17 protein-coding genes, 2 tRNA genes and 1 riboswitch are annotated in these 20,277 nt (G+C 70.0%); of the genes, 1 reads left to right on the top strand and 18 read right to left on the bottom strand.

Translation table 11 applies throughout. The annotated features are described in order from the left end of the window. Positions 1–27: 27 nt before the first annotated feature. From ASG71_RS09550 to ASG71_RS09480, 15 genes are all read right to left on the bottom strand, one after another. Positions 28–1,230 carry an ROK family transcriptional regulator gene (locus ASG71_RS09550; protein WP_056738375.1) on the bottom strand — a complete coding sequence of 401 codons (1,203 nt, stop codon included), beginning with the start codon at positions 1,228–1,230 and terminating at the stop codon, positions 28–30. A 139-nt stretch (positions 1,231–1,369) separates the two neighbouring features. Then, complete coding sequence (locus ASG71_RS09545; RefSeq protein WP_056738373.1) at positions 1,370–2,614, bottom strand: class I SAM-dependent methyltransferase; 1,245 nt, start codon at positions 2,612–2,614, stop codon at positions 1,370–1,372. A gap of 150 nt (positions 2,615–2,764) precedes the next feature. Next, a tRNA-Ala gene (locus ASG71_RS09540) sits at positions 2,765–2,837 on the bottom strand. Positions 2,838–3,033: 196 nt separating this feature from the next. Beyond that, positions 3,034–3,106 (bottom strand) — tRNA-Ala (locus ASG71_RS09535). 119 nt (positions 3,107–3,225) lie between these two features. Continuing rightward, a complete protein-coding gene (gene rsfS, locus ASG71_RS09530; RefSeq protein ID WP_056738370.1) occupies positions 3,226–3,627 on the bottom strand; it encodes a ribosome silencing factor in 402 nt (133 codons plus the stop codon). 111 nt (positions 3,628–3,738) lie between these two features. Continuing rightward, a complete protein-coding gene (locus ASG71_RS09525) occupies positions 3,739–5,019 on the bottom strand; it encodes a hypothetical protein (RefSeq protein ID WP_056738369.1) in 1,281 nt (426 codons plus the stop codon). Positions 5,020–5,026: 7 nt separating this feature from the next. After that, positions 5,027–5,698 (bottom strand): nicotinate-nucleotide adenylyltransferase, encoded by a 672-nt coding sequence (nadD, locus tag ASG71_RS09520; protein WP_268760376.1) that lies wholly within the window; start codon positions 5,696–5,698, stop codon positions 5,027–5,029. A gap of 13 nt (positions 5,699–5,711) precedes the next feature. Then, positions 5,712–5,945: a hypothetical protein gene (locus ASG71_RS09515; RefSeq protein ID WP_056738366.1), complete on the bottom strand. Its 234-nt coding sequence runs from the start codon at positions 5,943–5,945 to the stop codon at positions 5,712–5,714. 80 nt (positions 5,946–6,025) lie between these two features. After that, entirely contained in the window at positions 6,026–7,360 is a 1,335-nt protein-coding gene (locus ASG71_RS09510) for a glutamate-5-semialdehyde dehydrogenase (RefSeq protein ID WP_056738364.1), read from the bottom strand. 26 nt (positions 7,361–7,386) lie between these two features. Beyond that, a complete protein-coding gene (proB, locus tag ASG71_RS09505; protein ID WP_056738708.1) occupies positions 7,387–8,538 on the bottom strand; it encodes a glutamate 5-kinase in 1,152 nt (383 codons plus the stop codon). Further along, positions 8,528–10,117, bottom strand: a complete 1,590-nt coding sequence (obgE, locus tag ASG71_RS09500; protein WP_056738362.1) for a GTPase ObgE — start codon at positions 10,115–10,117, stop codon at positions 8,528–8,530. Before obgE ends, proB begins: the two co-directional genes overlap by 11 nt. A gap of 115 nt (positions 10,118–10,232) precedes the next feature. Next, positions 10,233–10,496, bottom strand: a complete 264-nt coding sequence (gene rpmA, locus ASG71_RS09495) for a 50S ribosomal protein L27 (protein ID WP_009372867.1) — start codon at positions 10,494–10,496, stop codon at positions 10,233–10,235. Positions 10,497–10,555: 59 nt separating this feature from the next. Then, positions 10,556–10,864 (bottom strand): 50S ribosomal protein L21, encoded by a 309-nt coding sequence (rplU, locus tag ASG71_RS09490; RefSeq protein ID WP_056738360.1) that lies wholly within the window; start codon positions 10,862–10,864, stop codon positions 10,556–10,558. 366 nt (positions 10,865–11,230) lie between these two features. Then, positions 11,231–12,871 carry a bifunctional hydroxymethylpyrimidine kinase/phosphomethylpyrimidine kinase gene (locus tag ASG71_RS09485; protein WP_082574991.1) on the bottom strand — a complete coding sequence of 547 codons (1,641 nt, stop codon included), beginning with the start codon at positions 12,869–12,871 and terminating at the stop codon, positions 11,231–11,233. Beyond that, positions 12,862–12,959, bottom strand: a riboswitch (TPP riboswitch). It overlaps the preceding gene by 10 nt. Before the next feature lie 164 nt (positions 12,960–13,123). Beyond that, positions 13,124–16,735, bottom strand: a complete 3,612-nt coding sequence (locus tag ASG71_RS09480) for an Rne/Rng family ribonuclease (RefSeq protein ID WP_056738358.1) — start codon at positions 16,733–16,735, stop codon at positions 13,124–13,126. A gap of 485 nt (positions 16,736–17,220) precedes the next feature. Between ASG71_RS09480 and ASG71_RS09475 the strand changes: the two genes are divergently transcribed. Beyond that, complete coding sequence (locus ASG71_RS09475; RefSeq protein WP_056738357.1) at positions 17,221–17,892, top strand: vitamin K epoxide reductase family protein; 672 nt, start codon at positions 17,221–17,223, stop codon at positions 17,890–17,892. 124 nt (positions 17,893–18,016) lie between these two features. Here ASG71_RS09475 and ndk read toward each other — a convergent pair whose 3' ends face one another. Genes ndk through ASG71_RS09460 form a run of 3 tightly spaced genes read right to left on the bottom strand, consistent with a single transcriptional unit; the run spans position 18,017 to position 20,275 of the window. Then, positions 18,017–18,430, bottom strand: coding sequence for a nucleoside-diphosphate kinase (gene ndk / locus ASG71_RS09470; RefSeq protein WP_056738356.1), 414 nt, complete (start codon positions 18,428–18,430; stop codon positions 18,017–18,019). 39 nt (positions 18,431–18,469) lie between these two features. Then, entirely contained in the window at positions 18,470–18,913 is a 444-nt protein-coding gene (locus ASG71_RS09465; RefSeq protein ID WP_056738355.1) for a DUF4233 domain-containing protein, read from the bottom strand. A 3-nt stretch (positions 18,914–18,916) separates the two neighbouring features. Next, positions 18,917–20,275, bottom strand: a complete 1,359-nt coding sequence (locus ASG71_RS09460) for a bifunctional folylpolyglutamate synthase/dihydrofolate synthase (protein ID WP_056738354.1) — start codon at positions 20,273–20,275, stop codon at positions 18,917–18,919. Between the last annotated feature and the right edge of the window lie 2 nt (positions 20,276–20,277).

Genomic DNA, 20,277 nt, shown 5'->3' with positions numbered 1-20,277 from the left:
GTCCGGAGCCCCGCAAGGCCGGCGCGCCTAGCCTTCGAGCAGAAGGCGCTGCGAGCGGGGTGCCAGCGTGTGTTCGAGCACCAGGCAGGCCGCACCCACGGCGCCCACGTCCTCCCCCACGCCGGTGCCGACGACCTCGATGCCATGGATCTTCCCGGTGGCGCTGTTGCGGCCCACCAGTTCGGGAAGCATCTCCAGGTAGGCGGGCGAGAGGCAGGTCCAGAACGGGCCGCCGAAGACGACGCGGTCCACGTCCAGGGCATTGGCCACCGCGGAAACGGCCCTGCCGACCAGCACCGCGGATTTCCTGATGATCTCGACGGCTGTCTCGTTGCCGCCGTAGGCCAGGGCACAGAGTTCGGCGAAGCTTTCCTGCACGGCGGGCGCGCTGCGGTCGCCCCGGGAACCGTCCAGCACCCCGGCCGCCTCGGCCTGCGCCACGAGGACCTGCGGGATGGCGGATGACTTGACGCAGCCGCGTTGGCCGCAGTCGCAGAGCGGACCGTCCGGGTCCACGATGATATGGCCGATTTCGCCGGCGTTGCCCGAAGTCCCGCGGATGACCTCGTCGTTGATCACCACGCCGCAGCCGATGCCGGTGCCCATGTACATGAAGACGAAACTGCCGGCGCCACTGGGGCCGCCGGCCCAGGTCTCGGCGACCGCGGCGCTGGTGACGTCCTTGTCCAGCAGCGTGGACAGGCCGGTCGCCTCGGCAAGGGTGTCGCGTAACCGCACCCGGTCCCACCCCGGCAGCAGCGGTGGATCCACCACGGCGCCTTCGCCGAGGTCGATCGGCCCCGGCGACGCCACGCCCAGCCCGGCCACCTTGGCCGGATCGACGCCGGAGTCCTGGATCAGCTGCCGGATTTCGTCCGCGATGGTGCCGATGATCGATTCCGGGTCCGTGCTGGAAGGGGTTTTGAGCCGGGAATGTTTGACCACGGCGCCGACGAGGTCCAGCACCACAAAGGTGAGCACGGCGGGATCGAGGTGGACGCCGACGGCGTACATCCCACCCGGGTTGAGCCGGAGCATGGTGCGCGGCTTCCCGGGCCCGGAGCCTTCCTTGCCGGCTTCCACGATCAGGTTCTGGTCCAGCAGGCGGCGGGAGATATTGGAGATGGTTTGCGGCGACAGGCCGACCATCTGTGCGAGCTCGACGCGGCTCAGCCCGCCCGGGGCCCTTCGGATCGCGTCCAGGATGACGGTGAGGTTGAAGTCGCCCATGCGTGGGAGGTTGGTTCCGCGCCGAGGCGAGGGTGTGCGGATCTCAGTCACTGATACCTCTAAACGTCATTGGCCAAGCACAGCTGATGTCAGAATCGTACGTTACCGACGGCGCGGACCCCACCCGCAGGCGTCACGATCAGGCTGGTTCGATGTCCCGTGCGGCGGCGGGTGCCGGTGCCGCTGCCGACGGTGCCGGTCCGGCACCGCCCGGCGGCTGTTGCCGCACGCTGACGGTGACGGTGAATTTACGGTTGCGCCCGGCCTCCCGGGTGGGTCCCACCAGCCGCTGGAGTGCGGGCCGGTACTGCAGATGGCTGTTGAAGACCGTCCACAGTTCCCCGCCCGGCGCCAGGACGCGGGCGGCCGCTTCGATGAGTTTGAGCCCGGCGCCGGCGTGCACGGCGGCGCCCAGATGGAACGGCGGATTCAGCAGGACCAGCCCTGCGCAGCCGTCCGGCAGGGAGCTCACGGCGTCGTCCTGCAGCGTCTCGATCTGACCGTCAAGGCCGTTGGCGCGGGCCGTGGCCCGCGCGGAGTCGACGGCCGCGGCCGAGCGGTCCGTAGCCGTGACGCGGGCGAGCGGATGGCTGCGCGCGTAGGCCGCGGCCAGGACGCCGGTGCCGCAGCCGAGGTCCACGGCGTGGGCGGCGTCGGACATCTCGGGGAGGAAGTCCAGGAGGAACCGGGTGCCGATGTCCAGACCCGTGCCGGCGAAGGCCGCACCGCGGGCGCAGACGGTCAGCCCGAGCCCGGCGTGCCGTTCGGCGACCGGGAACGGCGCGGCGCCGTCGACGGCTTTGGCCCCGCGCACCAGGAGGACGCGCGACTTATGCTTGGCCAGCTGGGGTTGGACCTGCCGGAAGTAGCGTTCCAGCACGGTGTTCATGCCCAGGCTCATGTGCTTGATCCTGCCGCCAGCGAGCAAGGTGACGCCGGGGGCGGCGTACCGGGCGACGGCGTCGGCGATCTCTTCGAGTTCGGCCAGGGACCGCGGCAACTGGAGCAGGACCAGGCCGGCATCCTTGACCGCGTCGTGAAGCGGCAGCTGTTCAAATCCGCCGGTGAGGCCGGCGGCCTCGGCGTTGCGCCTCAAGGCGCGTTCGCCGGTGACCAGGTCCTCGTGGACACGGATGATGCCGTCCGCCCCGGCGGTGCCGTCGCTGCCCCGGCCGGCCAGGCGCAGCCCCAGTGTCAGGGCCCCGTAGCGGTCCCCCACGACGGCGGTCCGGACGCCGGGGGCAAGTTCACCACTGGCCCGCAGTGCGGCGGCGGTGTCCAGCAGCAGCCGGTCCGTGGCATCCCAGGCCTGCAGGTTGGGCGCCTCGACGTCGGGGGCCCTGCGCAGCAGGGAAAACAGGGAGTCCAGGTCATCCTCCGCCATGTGCACAGCTTGCCGCCGTTCTCTCGCGCCGTTCCGGTCTTGCCTGCGGCCGCGCCCCACTCGTGGGCGCTTCCCCGCGCCGGGCAGGGCCTGCCCGGCCTACCGGCTTAAAAAGGCGAGGTCCCGCTCGCTGAGCGGGACCTCGTTCGGTGGAGCTGAGGGGACTCGAACCCCTGACCCCCTGCATGCCATGCAGGTGCGCTACCAGCTGCGCCACAGCCCCAAACCGCTGCTTCTCCGACCTTCCCAGTGGGCGGTTCGATCAAGCAACCTGATTAGCTTAATCTACATTTGCCGCAGACGCTAATCGGCGCACGGACGCGCATTTCGCGGGGATGGCCGGCACCTGGAAGGTGTGGCCGGTGGTGCTGGAACCCAAAAAATCCGCCGGAATCTTTCGATTCCGGCGGATTATCCGGTGGAGCTGAGGGGACTCGAACCCCTGACCCCCTGCATGCCATGCAGGTGCGCTACCAGCTGCGCCACAGCCCCGTATTCTTGCCGTTCCGGTTTCGTTCTCTCCGGAGCAACTCAAATATCTTAGACCAGCACTTCTGAAAATTCCAAATCGGGCATATTCAGAATTCGGTGCCGCCCGGTCGGGCTGTCCGCTACTCGGTTTCGGTGGCGGGAGCCGTGGTGGCGGTGGCTTCGTCGCCCAGCTGGAGATCCACGACGGGGCAGTCCTTCCAAAGGCGCTCCAGGGCGTAGAAGACGCGGTCTTCCTCATGCTGGACGTGGATGACGACGTCGGCGTAGTCCAGCAGGACCCAGCGGCCGCCGGAGCGTCCCTCGCGGCGGACCGGCTTCAGGTCATGCTTGGACAGTTCGTCTTCGATGCCGTCGACGATGGCGTTTACCTGCCGTTCCGAGGGGGCGGAGGCGATCAGGAACACGTCGGCCAGGGCCAGCCGTTCGCTGACATCGAGGGCCACGATGTCCTGGGCGAGCTTGTCTGCGGCGGCGTGGGCTGCCTGGCGGGCGGTCGTGATGGATGAATCGGTGGCAGTCATTGGACTCCTTGGTGAAGTGGAAAGCTGATGGATGGGAACGGGCTGGGCGCCCGGGGTGCGTTGGGCGCCTGCGGCCGGGGATGCGGTGCGGGACCGCGGAGACGGGACCGGTTAGCCGGCCAGCCCGGTGATGATCAGGATGATGCCTGCGATGAGCGCCAGCACGCCAAGGGCCAGGACTCCGAGCTGGAGGGCGCGCAGGCGCCGGGCCCGGCCGAGCCCCGCCGTGGCGGCGTCCAGCGGATCGAGCCCGTACGCGGCGTTGGCGGCAACCGGAGGCCTGGCCGCCGGCTCCTCCTCGGCCGGCATCTCGACGCCGGCAGGCTGGCGGCGGACGGAGGCCGCTTGCGCGGCGGCTTCTGCCCGGGCCAGGACGCCGGAGCGCCCGTCGGCGGGGCCGGTGTCGCGCTTGCGGGACGATCCGGGCCGGCGCGCCGTGCGCGGCGGCTGGACCTTGGGACTGGAGTTGGTGACCAGCGGGACATAGGACGTCGCCGGGCGTTTCATCACCGGCCGGTCGATGCCGGGGACGGCTTCGAATTCCAGCGGCGTGACCATGGCGAGGTTGCTCGCCGTCGAGGGCCCGTTGCTGGGTGCCTCGGTGCGCGGCTGGCCCGGGCGCGGCGCGGCCGGCTGGTTGTTTTGTGCGGCGAGCTTTTGCTTTGCTGCCGCCCGCCGGTTGAGCACGGCGGCACGTTCGGCCAGGGCGATCTGCTCGGCCAGCACTTCCGGGTTGACCGCGTCCGGGTCGGTGGCGGCGATGTGTTCCATCTTGGCAACCTGGTTACGCGCCTGTTCGGCGAGGAGCTCGCGGGCGGCAAGGGCCTGTTCGACGCTCATCCCCTCGGGCAGCTTTGGCTCCGGGGCCGGACCGGCCGACGCGCCGGTGGGCGCGGTGCCGGGGGCGGGAGCAGCCGCCTCCGACGCCCCAGAAGCGGCGCCCGGCGCCTCAGGACCCTTCCCGGCGGCAGCCTTCGGGGCAACGACCGGGTGGGACCGGGTCCGCGGCGACGGCATTGGAACAATCGGATTCGCCGAGGTCGCCGGGGCGGTTTCCTCGGCCAGCTGCTGGAGCCGGAGCTGCCGGCGCGTCGGCGTCCCGCCGGGCGAGAGCTGTCCCTCTTTTTCGGCCAGCTCCTTGATGGTGCGCAACGCGGCGCGGTCACGGGCGCGGATTTGGGACGAGCGCTCGGCCGCGGAGGTCGTCCGGACCGAGTCCACCGGCCCGGGGATGCGCCGCCGGCCGGTGGTTTCGGCCTCCGTGGGTGCTTCCGGCCGCGCGGCATTGGCCGGGTTGTCCGGCGTCTCGGCGCCCGGGTTGGCGTCCTGGCGTTCGCCCCTGGCCTGGCGCAGTTCGCGTCGGCTGCGGATGGGAGGCTGTTCCTGACTCATGGAAGACTCATTCGGTGCTGGCGGATTGGTGTGCTTCGGGCTCCGGCCGCGACTCCCGGGGATCCGACTCGGGATCGGACCGGCCGTCGTAGAGGTCGTACTTGGCGATGTACTGGACTACCCCGTCCGGCACGAGGTACCAGACCGGGTTGCCGGCCGCGACCCGCGCCCGGCAGTCGGTGGAGGAAATCGCCATGGCGGGGACCTCCAGCAGGCTCACATCTTCGCGGCCCATGCCGTCCAGTACGTGGCCGGGCCGCGTTACGCCGACGAAGTGCGCCAGTGACCACAGCTCGTCGATGTCCTTCCAGGACAGGATCTGGGCCAGCGCGTCCGCGCCGGTAATGAAGAACAGGTCCGCGTCCGGCCGCAGCGTGCGCAGGTCGCGCAGCGTGTCGATGGTGTACGTCGGCCCGGGCCGGTCGACGTCGACCCGGCTCACCGTGAACCGGGGGTTCGACGCCGTGGCAATGACCGTCATGAGGTAGCGGTGTTCGGCCTCACTGACCTTCTTGCTGCTCTTCTGCCACGGCTGGCCGGTAGGCACGAAGACGACTTCGTCGAGGCCGAACTCGGCGGCGACCTCACTGGCCGCGACGAGGTGGCCGTGATGGATTGGATCGAAAGTTCCGCCCATCACACCCAGGCGCAGGCGGCGCTTCGCGCCGTGCTGCTTCACTGTGGCGGAAATATTAGTGGCCCAGTCCGTGGTCGTGCTTGTTCGGGTGCTGGCGGTGCGGGTCCGCGTGCTCCTCGACGGCTTCGTGGCGCTTGCCGAGGTTGCCGTAGGAGAGCGTCACGAACAGCATGACCAGCAGGATCACGAACATCGTAATGCCGACGACGAACGGCGGCGCGATGAGCGGTGCGAGTGCCTCATGCTCGGCAGCGGCGGCTACGGTGGTGGCGATCTGCTGGAACAGCATGTTCTCCCCTAGTGAGTTCACGGAATCAGGGCGGCGGGCTCCCCCGCCGCTCCTGGCTTTTGTTCCATGTTACCGCGTCGCTAGGCCCTGACCTGGCCTTCGCCCTGCACGATCCACTTCGTGGTGGTCAGCTCGGTCAGGCCCATCGGCCCGCGGGCGTGCAGTTTCTGGGTGGAGATGCCCACCTCGGCGCCCAGGCCCAGCTCCCCGCCGTCGGTGAAGCGCGTGGAGGCGTTCACGATCACGGCGGCCGAATCGACCTCGGCAATGAAGCGTTCGGCGTTGGCGAGGTCGTTCGTGAGGATGGCTTCGGTGTGTCCGGTGGACCAGGTCCGGATGTGCTGCACCGCTTCATCGAGGCTGTCGACCATGGCCACGGCGAGGTCCAGGTCCATGTATTCGGTGCCCCAGTCCTCGTCGGTGGCCGGGACGGAGTCGACGCCGGCGGGCAGCGCGGCCCGGATCCGGTCGTCGGTGTGCAGGGTGACGCCGGCGCCGCGCAGCGCCGCGGCGACCGCGGGCAGCACCGTCGACGCGGAGTGCACCAGCAACGTCTCAACGGTGTTGCAGACGCTGGGCCGCTGGGTCTTGGCGTTGAGCAGGATCTCCACCGCCATCTCCTCGTCGGCGGAGGCGTCGAGGAAGATGTGGACATTGCCCTCGCCGGTTTCGATCACGGGGACCGAGGAGTTCGTCACTACGGTCTGGATCAGTTCGCGGCCGCCGCGGGGAATCAGCACGTCGACGCGGCCCCGGGCCCGCATCAGCACACCGGCGCCCGCACGGCCGTATTCGTCGACGCTCTGCACGGCGTCCGCGGGGAGGCCCACGGACTCCAGCGCGTCGCGGAGGATTGCGACCAGCGCGGCGTTGGTGTGGGCCGCGGCGCTGCCGCCGCGCAGGATCACGGCGTTGCCGCTCTTGAGGGCCAGCCCCGCGATGTCCACGGTGACGTTGGGACGCGCCTCGTAGATTGCTGCCACCACGCCCATGGGCACGTTGACCTGCCGCAGCCGGAGCCCGTTCGGGAGGGTCTGGCCGCGGACCACGTTGCCGACCGGGTCGGGCAGGTTGGCGAGGTTTTCAAGCGCGGCCGCGAGGGCCTGGACGCGGGCACCGGTGAGGGTCAGCCGGTCCAGCAGTGCCGCGGAGGTGCCGTTGGCCTGACCGGCGGCGACATCCTGGGCGTTGGCGGCCAGGACACGGTCCTGATGTTCGAGCAGGGCGGCTCCGACGGCCCGCAACCCGCGGTCCTTCCAGGCGCGGTTGGCACGGGCCATCCGGCGGGACGCGGCCCGGGACCGGTCTGCGACGGCGTGCACCGCGGCTTCGACGTCCGTCACGGCCGGCGGCAGGGCCTCGGCGGGCGCGTCGGTAACCGGCAGGTCGGGGTGCGAAGTGAGGGCCTCAGTCATGCTCCCAGTTTAGGCGAGCCGAGGGCTCAGACCAGCACCAGGTCGTCAACATGAACAACTTCACGGTCATAGCCGCGGCCGAGCGCCCGGCCCAGTTCCCGGGTGGAGCGGCCGAGCATCTGCGGCAGTTCCCCGGCCCCGTAGTTGACCAGCCCGCGGGCCACCACCGTCCCGTCCGTGCCGGTCATTTCGACCGGGTCGCCGGCTTCGAAGTCCCCGTGCACGGCGGTGATACCGGCCGGAAGCAGCGAGGTGTGGCGGTCGCGGACGGCCCGGACGGCGCCGTCGTCGAGCACCAGCGTGCCCTGCACGGACGCGAGGTGGGCGAGCCACAGCAGCCGGATCGGCTTGCGGGAGCCGTTGACGGAGAACCAGGTTCCCACGTCCTCCCCCGCCAGCGCCGCGGCGGCGTTGGCGGTGGAGGTGACGAGTGCGTGGATGCCGGAGCCGGCGGCGATCGAGGCGGCCTCCACCTTGGTGACCATTCCGCCGGTGCCGACCCCCGCTTTGCCGGTGCTGCCGATCGAGACCCCTTCGAGGTCCTGCGGGCCGGCGACGTGCGGGATCCGCTTGGCGCCGTGGGAGGGCGGCCCGTCGTAGAGGGAATCGACGTCGGAGAGCAGGATCAGCGCGTCGGCGCGGACCAGGTGGGCCACGAGCGCGGCGAGCCGGTCGTTGTCGCCGAAGCGGATCTCATGGGTGGCCACGGTGTCGTTCTCGTTGACCACCGGGACCACGCCGAGGTTCAGCAGCCGGTCCAGCGCCCGGAAGGCGTTGGTGTGCTGGCTGCGGCGCATGAAATCGTCCGCGGTGAGCAGCACCTGGCTGACCGTGACGCCGTGTGCGCCGAAGGCGTGGGTGTAGCGTGCCATCAGCAGTCCCTGGCCCACGCTCGCGGCGGCCTGCTGGGTGGCGAGGTCGCGGGGTCGCTTGTCCAGGCCCAGCGGGGCCAGGCCCGCGGCGATCGCCCCGGAGGAAACCAGGATGATCTCGGTGCCGGCGTTGCGCTTGCGCGCCAGGGCGTCGGCGAGGTCGGTGACCGCTTCCTCCGCGATCCCGCCCCGGATGGAGGTCAGCGACGAGGACCCGACCTTGACCACGATCCGGCGGGCGCCGGAGAGCACGGCACGGCCGGGGACGCCGGCCGTGCCGGGCCGGGCGACGGCGTTACTCGTCATCGGCTTCGCCGAGTCCACTCTCCTTGAGCGGCTGCGGGGCGCGGCGGGCACTGACCGATTCGGTCCAGATGCCGGCCTTGCGCTCGGCCTCCAGCTCGGCGCGGGCGGCGGCCTTGGCCTCGCGGCGCTCCTGCTGCTCTTCGCGCTTCTGGCCGCGGGTGGGGCGGTCGCCGATGTCGGCGAACCGGATGTCCGTGCCGCGCGGGGAGGCCAGCAGTTCGGCGCCGGCCATCATCGTCGGCTCCCAGTCGAAGACGACGCCGTCGTCCTCGCCGATGACGACCGCGTCGCCGGGCTTGGCGCCCTGCTTGAACAGCTCGGTTTCGACGCCGAGCTTGGCCAGCCGGTCCGCGAGGTAGCCGATGGCTTCCTCGTTGGTGAAGTCGGTCTGCTTGACCCAGCGGACCGGCTTCTCGCCGAGGACGCGGAACAGCGGCTCCATGCCGCGTTCCTCGCGCCGAATGGTGAAGCCGGATTCGTTGACCGCGCGGGGGCGCAGCACCGGCGCAGCGACCTTGGGCGGGGTGGCGGCGACGGCGTCGCGGGCGGCCTTGACGATCTCGGCCATGGCGAAGCCGAGCTGGCGCAGTCCCTCATGGCTGGTGGCGGAGATCTCGAAGACGCGGTAGCCGCGCTTCTCCAGCTCGGGACGGACGAATTCGGCCATGTCCTTGCCGTCGGGCAGGTCCACCTTGTTCAGGGCGACCAGCCGCGGGCGGTGATTCAGGGGCACGACTTCGCCGTCGGTGCCGGCGTAGCTCATGTCGACGGCGTACTTCTCCAGTTCGGCCTCGATCACGGCCAGGTCGGAGAGCGGGTCGCGGTCGGATTCCAGCGTGCCGCAATCCAGCACGTGGACCAGGGCCGCGCAGCGCTCGACGTGGCGCAGGAAGTGGTGGCCGAGGCCCTTGCCCTCGCTCGCGCCCTCGATCAGGCCCGGGACGTCGGCGATGGTGAAGCGGACGTCGCCGGCCTGCACGACGCCGAGGTTCGGGACCAGGGTGGTGAAGGGGTAGTCGGCGATCTTCGGCCGGGCTGCGGACATTGCGGCAATCAGGCTGGACTTGCCCGCGGAGGGGAAGCCGACCAGCGCGATGTCGGCGATGGACTTCAGCTCCAGGACGATGTCGCTGGATTCGCCTTCGATGCCCAGCAGCGCGAAGCCGGGGGCGCGGCGCTTCTGGGAGGACAGCGCGGCGTTGCCCAGGCCGCCCAGGCCGCCGGCCGCGGCGATGAACTCGGTGCCTTCGCCGACCATGTCGGCCAGGACGGTTCCGTCCTTGCTCTTGACGACGGTACCCTCGGGCACGGGCAGGACCAGCGTCTCGCCGTTCTTGCCGCCGCGCCAGTCGCCCATGCCGGGTCCGCCGTTGGTGGCGTGCCGGTGGGGGGCGTGGTGGTAGTCGAGCAGGGTGGTGGTCTGGGGGTCCACGCGGAGGATGACGTCGCCGCCGTTGCCGCCGTTGCCGCCGTCGGGTCCGCCGAGGGGCTTGAACTTCTCGCGGTGGACGGAGACACAGCCGTGGCCGCCGGTACCGCCGGATACGTGCAGTACTACCCGGTCTACAAAGCTGGCCACGTGGATCTCCTCAGTGCTGTTCCTTGGGTCCCTGGGGGCCCAAGATGATTGTAATGCGGTTAAAACACCGGTGGAGCGGACCTGCTGGCCCGCCCCACCGATTTAGAACTTGTTGTTACTCTGCAGCTGCAGCAGCCACGATGTTCACAACGCGACGACCACGGCGGGTGCCGAACTCGACAGCACCGGGGGTCAGGGCGAACAGGGTGTCGTCGCCGCCGCGGCCGACGCCGGCGCCCGGGTGGAAGTGGGTGCCGCGCTGGCGGACGATGATCTCGCCTGCGGAAACTACCTGGCCGCCGAAGCGCTTGACGCCGAGGTACTGGGCGTTGGAGTCACGACCGTTGCGAGTGGAGCTCGCGCCTTTTTTATGTGCCATTTGAAATGCCTGCCTTTAAATTCTGGGGAATCTGCTGAAAACCTGAACAGTAACGCTAGTTACTTGATACCGGTGATCTTGACCTTGGTCAGTTCCTGACGGTGACCCTGGCGCTTCTTGTAGCCGGTCTTGTTCTTGAACTTCTGGATGACGATCTTGGGACCACGCAGGTCCTCCAGGATCTCAGCCGTAACCGTTACCTTGGCCAGGTCCTTGGCTGCAGACGTGACCTTGTCACCGTCTACCAGGAGCAGTGCGGGCAACTCAATGGTGCTGCCGGCTCCACCGGGGACGCGGTTCAGGGTAACGAAGTCTCCAACGGAAACCTTCTCTTGGCGGCCGCCTGCGCGGACAATCGCGTACACCACTGGGGAACTCACTTCTCTCGACGTTTATTACTAGATTTGCGTGCGGAACCTGGGACCAAGGGCTGGTCCGGCTCACGCTGTGCCTCAACGCCGGTGGATTCCCCGGGGGAATCCATGAGCCATTCCGTGAAAGCGTCCTGCCCGTAGGCGGATGGACACTTCCTCAAGGACATAACCCAAGTGTTGGCGTAAGCACCGAAGGTCTAGACTACGCTAATTTTGCCTTCGGCCGCAAACGAGGCCGGGCCCGGCATGGAGTGCGTGACAGGCGCCACACCGCCCCCGTCAAGGGGCCGGTGCCGTCCTGCCGCAACGGCTTCCGGAACCGCGCCCCACTATCTTACCGGCCGGACCGTCCTGCTTCGGCTAAGCGTGCAGCCTCGGCGCGTCGAAGAATTCCGTCTCGTAGCGGCAAGAGTGGCGGAAGGCTTCGGCCATGGCCGCGCGGTCCCCTGCCGACGCCCGCCGGGCTGCCGCGTCGGTAAAGCGGATGGCCTGCCGCGTCGATGCCGCGAAGGCTTCGTCCGCATAGGTGCGGAGCCACGCGGCATAGGGATGGGCCTCGGGGTCGGCGGCAAAGTCCCGCCGGAAGGCCTCGTGCAGGGTGGCGCCCACCTCGGCGTACAGCCAGAAGCACGGGAGGGCCGCCGCGACCAGCACCGCGTAACTGCCGGCGAGTGAGGCCGCATGCAGGTGGTCCACGTAGGCCTTGGTGACCGGCCCGGCGCCGGATGCTGCCGCGGCGTGGCCGGCCAGCCACGTGCGGTGCAGTTCGGATTCGACCTCGAGGCACTGCTGGGCCGAGCGCCCCCAGAACAGCTGTTCTTCTTCGGTGGGGGCAAGCGCGGCGGCACGGGACAGCACCCGGGAGTAGCCGTTCAGGTACAGGGCGTCCTGGCCGAGGTAGTAGGTGAATTCGCGCTCGGGCAGCGTTCCGTCCGCAAGCCCGCGGATGAAGTCCAGGCCGTAGATGGCCGCCAGGCTGTCGGCCGCGTGCCGGTCGAGCGCCGCCGCGAAGCCGCCCTCGGCGGCCTCCGGGTCGCCGTCCCCGCCCCCGTACCCGCCGGACGCTGACTGCAGGTGGTGGAAGTGGTGGACGGGTCCGTTGCCGCCCCCGACCTCGAGTTGCCCGGCCTCCCGCAGTGCTCCCAGCAGCCAGGGTTTGACCTCCCGCAGTGCGGCTTCCCAGTTGCCCGCCCGGGCCTGCACCGTGGCGAGGGCCGAGGACAGCGAGCAGCCGGTGCCGTGGCTGTTCCCGGTGGCGATTCGCTCGCCTTCCACCACCACCTGTTCCCGGCCGAGCACTCCCCCGGTGTTGATCAGCGCATCCGGGCAACCGCCGTCGTCGGTCCCGGCACTGCCCGCCAGGTGGCCACCCTTGACCAGCACCGTGGTCCCGGTGGCGGCTGCGAGCCGTTTGCCCTGCTGCAGCGCACCGGGCCAGTCATTGGCCGCCGGTTCGCCGAGCAGCATGCCCAGTTCGGCCAGGTTGGGGGTGATCAGGTCCGCCAGGGGAAGCAGGGCGCGGAGGGCGGCTTCCGACGATTCCTGCAGCAGGCGGTCGCCGCTTGTTGCCACCATCACCGGATCCAGGACCACGACGGCGGGACGGGCCTTCTCCAGCCAGGCGCGCACGGCCTCGATCACGGCGGCGTCGCCCAGCATGCCGATCTTGACCGCGTCGACGGTGATGTCCTCGCTGATGGCCTCCAGCTGGGAGGTCAGGAACGCCGCCGGCGGGACGTGCACCGCGCGCACGCCCCTGGTGTTCTGGGCGGTCAGCGCGGTGATGGCGGCCATTCCGTAGCCGCCGTGCGCGGCGATGCTTTTCAGGTCCGCCTGGACGCCGGCTCCGCCGGAAGGGTCGGAGCCGGCGATGGCCAGGACCCGCGGGATCCGCCGGGGCTGCGGGGCTTCCACGGCGGCGCCTCCCGGCCCGTGGCCCGCCTGCGCGGGGGTTGGAAAGGCGGCGGAGAAAACGGACGTAGGCGCAGTGGGTACAGTCATCTGGACATCCCTTCGCCGGTGCTAACCGGACAGGTTCAACGGGTCTGGATCTCAGCCGGCTCGATGCGCGGCACCCCGTGTCAGTCCACCCAGCCTAGCGCGCGTCGCCCCGATATCCCGCGCCCCGCAGGGGGCCGCGTGCCCGGCGGAACAGCCCCCTTAACGACCCAGCGGGCCCCGCCCGGGTCCGAGCACGTGTGCGTCGGATCCGGGCGGGGCCCGCGGTGGTTCGTGCCTGCTGCTGCCGTCCGCCTACAGTTCCGAGGCGGGGACGCCGACGCCGAGGATGAGCGGTTCGCTGGCGGCCGGCTTGGCCGCTGCCTGGCTCGGCTCCGGCGCCTTGGCCTCGTGCACCGAGCCGGCGGCAGCCGACGGGGTGGCTTCGCGCTGCTGCACAGAGGTCTCGTTGGCGGCACCCTGGGCGCGGCTGGCGCTGCGGTTGCGGCGCACGCGGCGCGGGGCGGCGGTGTCAGTGGCCGCTACGGACGGCTGGGCCGGAGCCTGCCGGACGGGCGCCTGCTGGACCGGAGCCTGCGCGCGTTCCTGCTGGACCGGAGCCTGCGCGCGTTCCTGGCGGGCCGGTTCCTGGGCGCGTTCCCGCGTCCGGTCCTGGCGGCCACGTTCCTGCCGGCCGCGTTCCTGCCGCGCCGGTGCCTGTCCCCGCTCCTGGCGGGAATGGTCCTGACGGGGCTGGCCCTGCCGGGACTGATCCTGCCGGACCGGTTCCTGGCCGGTTGCCTGCTCCTCGCGGGCACGCACGCTCGGCGGCTGGATCCGGGCGACCCGGGCCCGGCCACGGCCGCGGGTGGCCCGGGACGGTGCGGCGGCCGGTGCTGCCTCCGCGGCTTCCTCTTCCGGCGCGGCTTCGGCGGCCCGTGCGGGGGCAGCGTCGGCGGCGGGGGCCTGAGCCTGGGCGGGAGCCGCCCCGGCGGCGGCGGCCGGCTTGCCGGTTTCGGCGTCGCCCAGGTTGGCGAAGGCCTCGGTCAGCAGATCCAGGGTCAGCGCGGGCTGCGTGCTTTCCTGGGCGTGCTCGACGAAGGGCAGGGCAACCTGCTCCCCGCCGAAGGTCAGGACCGCGGCGGGGCGTCCGGCCGCTTCCTCGGTGGAGGCGAGCTCCACGGCGGCGTCGAGCGCCGCCTGCCGGGTTTCGGCGTCGGGCGCTGCCGTGGCCTCGCCGTCGTGCAGGTGCGCGGCGTGCGCCGCGGCGGCGATGTTGGCCAGCGCCGCACGGGTCGCTTCCGCCTTGGCGTGGCGCTCTGCCTCATCCGGTTCGGCGTGCACGGCTGCGGGCGCGGAAACCCCGGCCTCGCCGCCCTGGCCGCCCTTGCCCCGGCGGCGCTTGCGCTCACTGCGCCCGGCAGGCTGGTGCTCAGCGCGCGGCACGTGGTGTTCGGCGGCGACAGTGTTGGCGCGGCGGTGCTCCACCGGCTCGTCGTGGGTCACGACGCCCCGGCCGGCGCAGGCTTCGCACTGCTCGCCGAAGACTTCCAGCAGGCCGGTGCCCATCCGCTTGCGGGTCATCTGCACCAGCCCGAGCGAGGTCACCTCGGCAACCTGGTGCTTGGTCCGGTCCCGGCCCAGGCATTCGACCAGGCGGCGCAGCACGAGGTCGCGGTTGGATTCGAGCACCATGTCGATGAAGTCGATCACGATGATGCCGCCGATGTCGCGCAGCCGCAGCTGCCGGACGACTTCCTCGGCCGCTTCGAGGTTGTTCTTGGTGACCGTCTCCTCAAGGTTTCCGCCGCTGCCGGTGAACTTGCCGGTGTTGACGTCGACGACGGTCATGGCCTCGGTGCGGTCGATCACGAGCGAGCCGCCGGAGGGAAGGAAGACCTTGCGGTCCAGGGCCTTGTGGATCTGCTCGTCGATGCGCCAGGCAGCGAAGATGTCCGTGTCCTTGGTCCACTTCTCGAGCCGGCCCACCAGGTCCGGGGCCACATAGGTGACGTAGGCCTCGATGGTGTCCCAGGCCTCCTCGCCGGAGACGATCAGCTTGGAGAAGTCCTCGTTGAAGACATCCCGGACCACCTTGATGGTCAGGTCCGGTTCGCCGTAGAGCAGCTCCGGGGCGAGGACCTTGCTCGACGTGGACTGGCTTTCGATTCCCTCCCACTGCGCCCGCAGCCGGTTGATGTCGTGGGTCAGCTCCTCTTCCGAAGCTCCTTCGGCAGCGGTGCGGACAATGACGCCGGCGTCCTCCGGGAGGCGGTCCTTGAGGATCCGCTTGAGCCGGTTCCGCTCGACGTCGGGCAGCTTGCGGGAAATGCCGGTCATGGAGCCGCCGGGCACGTAGACCAGGTACCGGCCGGGCAGGGAAATCTGGCTGGTCAGGCGGGCACCCTTGTGGCCGATCGGGTCCTTGGTGACCTGGACCAGCACGGAGTCGCCGGACTTGAGCGCGTTTTCGATCCGGCGCTGCTTGCCTTCGAGGTTGACGGAATCCCAGTTCACTTCGCCGGCGTACAGCACGGCGTTGCGGCCGCGTCCGATGTCGACGAAGGCAGCTTCCATGGACGGGAGCACGTTCTGGACCTTGCCCACGTAGACGTTGCCGATCAGGGAATCCTGCTGCGTGTTGGACACGAAGTGCTCGGCCAGGACGCCGTCTTCGAGGACACCGATCTGGATTCTGTCGTCGCGCTGGCGCACGATCATCTGGCGGTCCACGGATTCGCGGCGGGCCAGGAATTCGGCCTCGGTGATCACGGTGCGGCGGCGGCCGGTGTCGCGGGATTCGCGGCGGCGCTGCTTCTTGGCTTCCAGCCTGGTGGAGCCCTTGAGGGAGGTGACGCGGTTGCTGGCCGGGGCTTCGCTGACCGCCCGCGGGGCCCGCACGCGGGTCACCGTGTTGGGCGGGTCGTCGTCGTTGCCCCCGGTCAGTTCCAGGTCCTGGTCGCCGCGGCGGCGCCGGCGGCGGCGGCGGGAGGTCACACCGTCGTCGAGCGTGGCCTCGGAATCCTCGGCTTCGCCCTCGGTGTCGCCTTCGGCCTCAGCCTCGCCGGCCGTGCGGCTGCGCCCGCGGCGGCCGCGGCTGCGGCGGCGCCGGCGGCTGCCGGAGTCCTCGCCGTCCTCATCGTCTTCTTCGTCGGTTTCATCAGCTGCCGCGGGGGCTGCCGCAGCGGTCGGGCGGACCACCGCGCTCAGGTCGGGGGCCTGGAAGATCATCGAGGTGACGGCGCCCGGGTCCAGGAACGGCGACGGCGCCTCGGCGGACTGCGTGTCCGGCTCCGCCTCCGGCGCGGGGGTTTCGGCGGCCTGGGCAGCCGGGGCCGCTGCGGCGGCTTCTGGAGCAGGGGTTACCCCGGCGGCGGGTTCTGCCTCGGGTGCGGGGGCGGCCGTTTCGAGCGCTGCTGCCTCGGCCGCTGCATCCTGTACCGCCACGGGCTCTGCGGGGGCGGTTTCCTCCGGCGCCGCTGCGACCGGGGCGGCCTTGGCGCGGGAAGCCCGGCGCCGGACCGGCTTTTCGGGAGCCTCTGCGGGAGCTTCGGCAACGGCGTCGGCAACCGCCGGAGCTTCGGCGGGGGCCGTCGTGTCGGCGGCGGCTTCGGCGGCAGCGTCCTGGACGTCCGTCTCGACCTTCCGCGACCGGCTGCGGCGGGCGGGGGCCTTGGCTTCTGCGGCGGGGGCTTCAACGGCGGCGGGGCTATCGGGCGCGGTCCCTTCGGGGCCGACTGCAACGTCCGCTCCGGCGTCGGGCACCGGCTGCGTTTCGGGCGCCGGCTCGGCTGGTGCCGACTTCGGCGCGGCCTTGCGGCGGGTGCGGGTGGCCTTCTTCGGCGCCTCCGCCGCGACGGCGGATTCCGGGGTTTCCTCGGTGACGGTTGCTTCGTCGTTACCGGCTACAAGCTGGTCATTATCCATATGTGGCGACACTCCTGCCCCTGATGTACCGCCACATCCGGCACCCGTGGGGGCATATATGCGTCAACACCCGCAGGCATTGACAGAAGTCAATTGGCTACCTTCAGGTTCGCACCGGCAGTGGGGTGCGGCAGCCCTGGAAGGCCGGCGGGATTGTCGTGAACCCGTTGATCTCTACGTCACAACCAGGTGCCGTCCAATGGCATTGCGGGATAGCCCGGATCGACGGATCCGTAGTATGCCCAGCTCATCATTGGCGGTCTTGGAAACAAAGTCGCCGGACTGTAACGCGAATGTGGTTCGCGTAACAGCCAGGTTCATTGTCTCACAGGAGGCGCAAAAGCAGGGGTAGGCCGGCCCCCACGTCCGCGCAGTGGACCGCGGATCGGACGGTGCGGCCGCTGCCGGGCTTCTTCCAGCCTCCGGCGATAGAATCGGCGCAAGAGCATCCGACGCAGTTTCCCGACGCAAAGGACTGAAATTCCATGCCGAGCCTGTCCACCGCCCCCGGTGACGTCTCCCCGGCCGGGCACACCGCCGGCCCGGCCGCCGCGGAGCGGCCGTTGCCCCCGATGACCCGCGACCGGCCGTTCGCCTGGCTCCTGCTGGTCACCGGCGTCGTCGGCTGGCTCGCGTCCGGCTCGCTCGTGCTGGAGAAGCTGGAGGTCCTGAAGGACCCGAGCCATGTCACGGTGTGCGACGTGAACCCGTGGATTTCCTGCGGGCAGGTGATGCAGACCTGGCAGAGCTCGGTCTTCGGCTTCCCGAACATGTTCATTGGCATCGTGGCCTTCGCCGTCATCATCACCACGGCCATGGGGATCCTCGCCGGCGCCACGTTTGCCCGCTGGTACTGGATCGGCCTGCAGGCCGGCGCGACGCTCGGCTTCGCTTTCGTCGTATGGCTCTGGTCCCAGGCGCTGTACTCGATCCACATCCTGTGCCCCTTCTGCATGGTCGTCTGGGCGGCGATGATTCCGCTGTTCGTCTGGGTGACCGCCCGCAACGCCGTCCACGGGGTCCTGCCGCTGCCAGCCGCGGCCGCCCGGGTCCTGGCCGACTCCGGCTGGATCGTGACGGCGCTGCTCTACGTCGCCGTCGTCGCCACGATCTTCTTCGCCTTCATCCAGGTCTTCATCGGAACCTCCGGCTACTGAGGGCCCCACCCGAGAAAAGCGCGAACGTACACTTGGGGCCCCGATTTCGGAAGAAATCGGGGCCCCAAGTGTACGTTCGCGCTAAACGGGGGGGCACTAAGTGTCCGTTCGCGCGAGGAGTGGGTTAGAACCAGATCTTGATCTCGCGCTCGGCGGACTCGACCGAGTCGGAGCCGTGGACCAGGTTCTGCTGGACCTTGACGCCCCAGTCGCGGCCGAAGTCGCCGCGGATGGTGCCGGGCGCCGCCGTCGTCGGGTCGGTGGTGCCGGCGAGCGAACGGAAGCCCTCGATCACGCGGTGGCCTTCAAAGATCGCCGCGACGACCGGGCCGCTGAGCATGAACTCGACCAGCGGCTCGTAGAACGGCTTGCCGACGTGCTCTTCGTAGTGCTGCTCGAGGAGTTCGCGGGTGGCGTCGACCTTCTTGAGTTCGGCCAGGGTGTAGCCCTTGGCCTCGATCCGGGCAAGGATGCTGCCGGTCAGGTTGCGGGCGACGCCGTCGGGCTTGATCAGGACTAGGGTGCGCTCAGTGCTCACAACTGCTCCAATATGTTGGGGTGGGGTTCGGGGACAAGTCTAGTTGCTCTGGCCCTCGGGGTGGGCGGCGTCCCAGGCCTGCTGCTCGCGGTCCCGTTCGGCCGACTCGCGGTCGATCCGGATGCCGGTCCGGATCCCGTACCACCACGTGATCGCGAACAGGCCGCCGACGATGAACATGGTGGGCTCAATGAACCCGGTGAGCACCAGCAGCAGCTGCAGGATCCAGCCCAGGGCCACGCCCCACGGCTTCGTCAGCACGGCGCAGGTCAGGGCGAGCACCAGGCTCAGCCCGATCCCGACGCCGAAAACCAGCAGCGGCGGGAATTCGCCGCGCCGGAGCCCGAACACGGCGAGGGTGCCGAAGAGCGCAACGAAGGACTCCAGCAGCAGGACGGTGGAGGCGAACATGACCTTGGTGGACCGGCGTTTTTTGGGCATGCCCGGGCGCCATTCGCGCTGGGCCTTGGTGAGCTTTGCCATCGGTTACGCCTCGGACTTTCCGAGCAGGATCCGGGCCTCGGCCACGAGCGTGATGGACCCCGTGACGAGGATTCCGCCGGCCAGGTCGTCGTTGGCTTCGGCCCGCTCAACGGCCCATTCGAGCGCGTCGTCGAGTTTTTCCGCGACGTGGATGTTCTCCTCGCCGAAGCCCAGGTCCAGGGCCAGTTCCCCCAGCTCGGCGGCCGGGATCGCGCGGGGCGAATTGGATTGGGTGAAGCAGTACTCGGCGGCGACGTCGCCCAGGGAGTCCTTGAGCTGGCGGAGGATTTCCTCGGCGTCCTTTTCCTGCAGGATGCCCACGACCACCACGAGCTTGCTGAAGCTGAACGCTTCCTGCAGCGCTTCGGCCGAGACCCGGATGCCTTCCGGGTTGTGGGCGGCGTCCGCGATGATGGTGGGGGCGGTGCGGAGGACCTCGAGCCGGCCCGGTGAGGTGACGGCGGCGAACGCCTCTTGCAGCACCTCGGCGTCGAGCGGTTTCTCGGCGCCGAAGAACGCCTCCAGGGCGGCGATCGCGACGGCGGCGTTCTCCGCCTGGTGCGCCCCGTGCAGCGGAACCATCAGGTCCTCGTAGCGGCCGGCGATGCCCTGGACGGTCACCAGCTGTCCGCCGACGGCGACCGTGCGGGACTCGACGCCGAACTCCACCCCTTCGAAGCGGAACGGCACGTCGACTTCCTTGGCCTTCTCCAGCAGCACCTGGGCGGCGTCGCGGGGCTGGGCGGCGCTGACCAGGAAGCCGCCGGGCTTGATGATGCCGGCCTTTTCGTGCGCGATGTCCTCGGTGGTGTCCCCGAGGAGGTCGGTGTGGTCCAGGGAGATCGGCGTGATCACGGAGACCTGGCCGTCGCCGACGTTGGTTGCGTCGGTGATCCCGCCCAGGCCGACCTCGATCACGGCGACGTTGACCGGCTGGTCCGCGAAGACCGCGAAGCCCAGGATGGTCAGGCATTCGAAGTAAGTCAGCCGGGGCTGGCCCTCGGCGGCGAGCTCGCCGTCGACGATGTCCAGGTACGGGCGGATCTCGTCCCAGATCCGGACGAAGGTTTCGTCCGGGACCGGTGCGCCGTCGATGCTGATCCGCTCGGTGACCTTGGTCAGGTGCGGGCTGGTGTAGCGGCCGGTGCTCAGCCCGTGCGCCCGCAGGCCGGCCTCGATCATCCGGGCGGTGGAGGTCTTCCCGTTGGTTCCGGTGACGTGGATGATCGGGAACGCCTTGTTCGGCTCCCCCAGGATGTCCATGGCGCGGCGCAGCGGCGCCAGCCTCGGTTCCATCTTGTTTTCCGGCGCCCGGCCCAGCAGTTCGGCGTAGACGCTCTCTACGGAGAATTCGTCGGTCATGG

The sequence above is a fragment of the Arthrobacter sp. Soil763 genome (assembly GCF_001428365.1).
In the GTDB taxonomy this organism is placed as follows: Bacteria; Actinomycetota; Actinomycetes; order Actinomycetales; family Micrococcaceae; genus Arthrobacter.
The sequence above is the reverse complement of the archived record's forward strand: the minus strand, read 5'-3'. Positions and strand labels throughout refer to the sequence as shown.

Bases quoted from the DNA above. Each gene is read 5' to 3' on its own strand.
- ASG71_RS09550 (WP_056738375.1), bottom strand. From the start codon at position 1,230: ATGGGCGACTTCAACCTCACCGTCATCCTGGACGCGATCCGAAGGGCC.
- ASG71_RS09545 (WP_056738373.1), bottom strand. From the start codon at position 2,614: ATGGCGGAGGATGACCTGGACTCCCTGTTTTCCCTGCTGCGCAGGGCC.
- rsfS (WP_056738370.1), bottom strand. From the start codon at position 3,627: ATGACTGCCACCGATTCATCCATCACGACCGCCCGCCAGGCAGCCCAC.
- ASG71_RS09525 (WP_056738369.1), bottom strand. From the start codon at position 5,019: ATGAGTCAGGAACAGCCTCCCATCCGCAGCCGACGCGAACTGCGCCAG.
- ASG71_RS09515 (WP_056738366.1), bottom strand. From the start codon at position 5,945: ATGCTGTTCCAGCAGATCGCCACCACCGTAGCCGCCGCTGCCGAGCAT.
- ASG71_RS09510 (WP_056738364.1), bottom strand. From the start codon at position 7,360: ATGACTGAGGCCCTCACTTCGCACCCCGACCTGCCGGTTACCGACGCG.
- proB (WP_056738708.1), bottom strand. From the start codon at position 8,538: ATGACGAGTAACGCCGTCGCCCGGCCCGGCACGGCCGGCGTCCCCGGC.
- rpmA (WP_009372867.1), bottom strand. From the start codon at position 10,496: ATGGCACATAAAAAAGGCGCGAGCTCCACTCGCAACGGTCGTGACTCC.
- ASG71_RS09485 (WP_082574991.1), bottom strand. From the start codon at position 12,871: ATGACTGTACCCACTGCGCCTACGTCCGTTTTCTCCGCCGCCTTTCCA.
- ASG71_RS09480 (WP_056738358.1), bottom strand. From the start codon at position 16,735: ATGGATAATGACCAGCTTGTAGCCGGTAACGACGAAGCAACCGTCACC.
- ASG71_RS09475 (WP_056738357.1), top strand. From the start codon at position 17,221: ATGCCGAGCCTGTCCACCGCCCCCGGTGACGTCTCCCCGGCCGGGCAC.
- ASG71_RS09465 (WP_056738355.1), bottom strand. From the start codon at position 18,913: ATGGCAAAGCTCACCAAGGCCCAGCGCGAATGGCGCCCGGGCATGCCC.
- ASG71_RS09460 (WP_056738354.1), bottom strand. From the start codon at position 20,275: ATGACCGACGAATTCTCCGTAGAGAGCGTCTACGCCGAACTGCTGGGC.